This is a genomic window from Lichenibacterium minor (genome assembly GCF_004137685.1).
GTDB lineage: Bacteria > Pseudomonadota > Alphaproteobacteria > Rhizobiales > Beijerinckiaceae > Lichenihabitans > Lichenihabitans minor.
Genome location: NZ_QYBB01000106.1, coordinates 1 through 4,398 on the forward strand (window position 1 = coordinate 1; position 4,398 = coordinate 4,398).

Below are 4,398 nucleotides of genomic sequence, written 5' to 3' on the forward strand. Positions count from 1 at the left end.
TCCTTGGGCGGCTTACCGACGGCGGCCCTCAGCCTAGACGCTCGGCCAGTGCCGGCCGCCGTCCGTAACCCTTCACCAAATGGGTCATTCGAGGCGGATGAAGACCGGCCTGACAGCGGACGTACGCACAGGGTTCGACCCGTCGAGCCATGCAGTTCCGACGGTTCGTTTTGGGTACACCCCAAGCGAACCATTTGGGCTTGGTACTTTAGGTCAGGATGTCGTTACAGTCAGCACGAGCAGAGCCGCGAACAGGCCGAGCGGTGCCGTATGTGAAAACTCCCGGCACCGCAGGACCGTGACAATGGCAGCGGCGATGATGACGGCACCAAGCACCATACCCGCGTCGCGGGTGGCAGAAAGAGCGATCAGCCCTGCGCTCATGATCTCAAGGGTGCCAGCCACGCGACACCACCAACGCGGATAACCCCAACGGGCGAAGTCGTCCTGCGTAGTGCGGGTACCGATCGCGTTGGACAGCCCTGCACCAAAGAATGCGACGACGAGCAGCCAAAGCACAATACTGTGAAGCATCCCAGCACTCCTTCAATGCCCCACGCTGTAGGAGCGCAGTTCGTCGATGATCGAGTGCCTTGACGGGCTCCACCCAAGCTCGCGTTGCGCCAGTTCGCCCGAAATCACCTGATCGCATGCGATCGCGTCCGCGAAGCCCCAGAGCGCCTGCCTTGCGTCGTCCAGCGGCCATTCCGCCACTCGACCTTCACTGCCAGCGCCCTCGCTCGCCGCACGCGCGATCTCGACGAGCGGGACAGCCGCGCCATGAGCTCCGTTGAAGATCGAGGCCGCGGGCGCGCGCTCAAGAGCGAGGACGTAGAGATCCGCTAGATCGTCGGCATGGACCGTCGTCCAACGGTTCTGCCCGTCGCCGACGTAGCGCGCCGCGCCATACTCCTTTGCCGAGCCGTACATCATCATCGCGGTGCCGCCCCGGTTGCCGTACACCCAAGCTGGACGGATCACGACCGGGTGGACGCCCGTCGTCTTGGACTCCAGGATCTCGCCCTCTAGCTTCTGGCGCCAGCGCACCAAGTCGATCGGGTTCAGCGAGCTGTCTTCTGTCGCGGGCTCGTCGCCGGTTGATCCGTAGACGAGACAGCCGCTCGTGTAGGCGAAGCGCTTACCCGAGCCACGCAGCGCCTCGATAAAGGCGCGCGTCGCCGTCTCGTCATGGGCGGCTGTGTTCTGATCGTTCGGTGAGGCGGCGTGGACGACGGCGTCGGCGACACGGGCCGCAGAAGCGATGCTCACCGGGTCGGAGAGGTCACCATGCATCACCGTGAAGCCTTCGCCCGTCAGCCTGCCCGCGCTCGCTTCGGAACGGGCGAGGCCCACGACCTCATGCCCGGCCTCCTTCAAGCGGCGCGCCACAGCGCCCCCGATCAACCCCGTCGCGCCCGTCACCAGCACCCGCATGTCCGTCACCCCTTCGATCTCGGTGAGGCTGAGAAAAGCGGAAGGATGCTTCGGACGGAAATCGGGAGTCCTGATGGGGCGACATCGCCCGCGCCGATAACATCAGGTCGAGGTGGTGACCTCGGCGACGATCTCGCGCAGCCAAGCGGTGGCTGCGTGGGTGTCCGCCCGTCGGTGCCACATCATCGCCAGCGGCCAGGTCGGCAGCACGATCGGCGGCTCGTGCACGGCAATGCCGACCCCGGTTTCCGCAAACCGCCGCGCGACGCGGGACGAGAGCGTCGCGACGAGATCGGTCTCGGCGATGACGAATGGGGCGACCAGGAACTGCGGCAAGCTCAACACAACGCGCCGCTTGAGCCCTAGCTTGGACAGCTCGCTGTCGACCAGACCCGAGCGATCACCCTCAGGGGAGACCAGAAGGTGCGGCGCGGCCACGAAGGCCCCCAAGCTGACACCACCCGCGAAGGCTGGATGCCCGCTTCGCGCCACGCAGGCGAAGCCTTCCCGAAACAGCGGGCGCGCGAGGATGCGCGCTGACACGTCGGTTGGAACACCGACCGCGAGATCGGCCTCGCCCCCGTCGAGGAGCGCGACCGCCTCGTCCCGGCCGAACATGCCCCGGACGCGCAGGTCGACCCGAGGTGCCTCAGTGCTGAGGCGTGTCAGGAGCGGCGGCAACAGGACGAAAGCGGCATAGTCGGTCATCGCGATCGTGAACGTCTGGTCGGCGGTTTCAGGATCGAAGCCTTCGACCTGCAACGCACCCCGGACGATGCGAAGAGCGTCAGCGACCGGGCCGGCGAGATCGTGAGCACGGGGTGTGGGCTGCATGCCCGCCGCGGTCCGCACGAAAAGCTCGTCTTCGAACACCTCGCGCAAGCGGGTGAGGGCACCGCTCATCGCCGATTGGCTCAGGCCGACGCGCAGCCCCGCGTGAGTGACGTGGCGCTCAGCATAGAGGGCGTCGAACGCCTTCAGCAGGTTCAGGTCGAAGCCGGCAACATCCATCGGACGTTGATAGGGCATCGAGGTTAGCCACGAAAGCGGCGGACGGGTCCCTGATCGGTGGTACATCTCGAGAAAGAGAGGGGATATTCCTCAGAAAGTCACTTACGGGTACACCTCAAGAGAACCGCAGGGGTCAACGAACGTGGACGGGAGACCGTCAGTCCGGTTCAGTGCAGATCAGGGCATGATAAGGCACCTACGCGTCCATCGCTTCCACGTTCTCCAGCACGCGGCGCAGGAGGCCGATGAGCGTCTCGACCTCATCTGCGGACAGGCCGCGCGTCGCGTCCCGATTGCCCTGAATCAGCACCTCGCGGCCGGCAGGGAGCTTGGCGAGCGCCTTCTCGGTTAGCGACACGAGGCTGCTGCGCCGGTCGGACGGATCGGGCTCTCGCCGAACTAAGCCGTCGCGCTCCATCCGGGCGAGGAGCTGCGCCATCGTGGGCTGCTCGACCCTGATCAGCCGCGCGAGTTCGCCCTGCGACATGCGGGCGCCGTCCTTCAATACGCTCAACACGGGAAGCTGCGCGGTCGCGAAGCCGAGCGACCGCAGCCGGACGTCGCCGATCCGCGTTAGCCCGCGCGTGATCCGGCTGAAGTAGTGGCCGGGCGTCCGCATCGTTTCATCCTGATCGACATCCATTGCATAGGACCTTATCCATATCGTATAGGATCCTATGTAATCGGAGGATCTGATCATGGCAACGATGTCCCGCGTCGCTATCGTCGGCGGCGGCCCCGGCGGGCTCATGCTGGCGCGACTGCTGCACCTGCGTGGCGTGTCTGCGACCGTGTTCGAGCGCGATGCTCACGCGGACGAACGGCCTCAAGGCGGCTCGCTCGACCTCCACGCCGACACGGGCCAGCGCGCGATGCGCCTCGCTCGGCTTGAGGAGGCGTTCCTCGCCGAGGCTCGACCCGAGCACCAGGGCGACCCCCTCTATGATCAGCGCGGGACGCTGCTGCTAGATCGCGACGGCCATGGGGACGACAGGCCAGAGGTCGACCGCACCGCACTGCGCCGCATCCTGCTCGACGCGCTCCCGCCCAGCACGGTTCGCTGGGGCAGCAAGGTCGGGGATGTCTCGCTCGGTGACCGGGCCGGCTCTACGCTCCAGGTCGGGAGTGAGACCCTGGCGTTCGACATCGTCGTCGGCGCCGACGGCGCATGGTCGCGGGTCCGTAAGGCTCTGACTGATGCCGTGCCGGTCTATGAAGGCGTCACTCTGATCGAGTTCGGCTACGATGTGCGCCGGCACAGCACGGTCGACAGACTGGTAGGCGGCGGCAAGATGTTCGCCGTCGGGGACAGCCGTGTGCTGATCGCGCAGCGCAACGGCCACGGCCATATTCGCGGCTATGCCGGCTGGCGCATGCCGGAGGCAGAGGCACGGGAAATGGCACGGCTCGCGCCCGAGACAGCACGGGCGACGGCCTTGCAGGCCTTCGCAGGATGGGGACCGTCCATGCTGCATCTGATCGAGAGCGGCGATTTCTTGGCAGTGCGGCCTTTCTACGCGATGCCGATTGGCCATCGTTGGACAAGCCGCCCAGGCGCGACCCTGCTCGGCGACGCGGCGCACCTGATGTCGCCGTTCGGCGGCGAGGGCGTCAACTTGGCGCTGGCCGACGCAGTCGACCTCGCCGATGCGATCACATCCGGCGAGGGCTGGTCGGCCGTTGAGCGCTGCGAGGCAGGGATGATCGCGCGATCCATTCCGGCCGCCAAGGGAGCTGCCGAGGGCTTGCGGGGATCCGTGTCACCGACGGGACTTGCGGACGTGCTTGCGCATTATAAGGAGCGATTGGCAGCCTGACGTGCCACTCCGAGACACGCCCGAGCACCTCGATGACGAAATCGGAGGCTAGTTCTTTATGGGTGTACCCATAGCGAACCGCCTGGGACGGTCCGTCGAAGCGCGGCCGTGCCGGTTCCCTATCAGACGGTGTGGC

General features: G+C 66.2%; 5 protein-coding genes. 1 reads left to right on the plus strand and 4 read right to left on the minus strand.

Translation table 11 applies throughout. From position 1 onward, the window contains the following. Window positions 1-213: 213 nt before the first annotated feature. The 4 genes from D3273_RS27230 to D3273_RS27245 all read right to left on the minus strand — a co-directional run bounded on the left by D3273_RS27230 (window position 214) and on the right by D3273_RS27245 (window position 3,088). Window positions 214-534 (minus strand): DoxX family protein, encoded by a 321-nt coding sequence (locus D3273_RS27230; RefSeq protein WP_129230120.1) that lies wholly within the window; start codon window positions 532-534, stop codon window positions 214-216. 12 nt (window positions 535-546) lie between these two features. Next, window positions 547-1,434 carry an NAD-dependent epimerase/dehydratase family protein gene (locus D3273_RS27235; protein WP_129230122.1) on the minus strand — a complete coding sequence of 296 codons (888 nt, stop codon included), beginning with the start codon at window positions 1,432-1,434 and terminating at the stop codon, window positions 547-549. A 102-nt stretch (window positions 1,435-1,536) separates the two neighbouring features. Beyond that, entirely contained in the window at window positions 1,537-2,463 is a 927-nt protein-coding gene (locus tag D3273_RS27240) for a LysR family transcriptional regulator (protein ID WP_245501419.1), read from the minus strand. Window positions 2,464-2,641: 178 nt separating this feature from the next. Beyond that, window positions 2,642-3,088 carry a MarR family winged helix-turn-helix transcriptional regulator gene (locus D3273_RS27245; protein WP_129230127.1) on the minus strand — a complete coding sequence of 149 codons (447 nt, stop codon included), beginning with the start codon at window positions 3,086-3,088 and terminating at the stop codon, window positions 2,642-2,644. 55 nt (window positions 3,089-3,143) lie between these two features. Here D3273_RS27245 and D3273_RS27250 point away from each other — a divergent pair, with 55 nt between their 5' ends. After that, window positions 3,144-4,262, plus strand: coding sequence for an FAD-dependent oxidoreductase (locus D3273_RS27250; RefSeq protein ID WP_129230124.1), 1,119 nt, complete (start codon window positions 3,144-3,146; stop codon window positions 4,260-4,262). Window positions 4,263-4,398: the final 136 nt, after the last annotated feature.

Coding starts and splice junctions, on each gene's coding strand:
- D3273_RS27250 (WP_129230124.1), top strand. CDS start 3,144: ATGGCAACGATGTCCCGCGTCGCTATCGTCGGCGGCGGCCCCGGCGGG.
- D3273_RS27240 (WP_245501419.1), bottom strand. CDS start 2,463: ATGCCCTATCAACGTCCGATGGATGTTGCCGGCTTCGACCTGAACCTG.
- D3273_RS27230 (WP_129230120.1), bottom strand. CDS start 534: ATGCTTCACAGTATTGTGCTTTGGCTGCTCGTCGTCGCATTCTTTGGT.
- D3273_RS27235 (WP_129230122.1), bottom strand. CDS start 1,434: ATGCGGGTGCTGGTGACGGGCGCGACGGGGTTGATCGGGGGCGCTGTG.
- D3273_RS27245 (WP_129230127.1), bottom strand. CDS start 3,088: ATGGATGTCGATCAGGATGAAACGATGCGGACGCCCGGCCACTACTTC.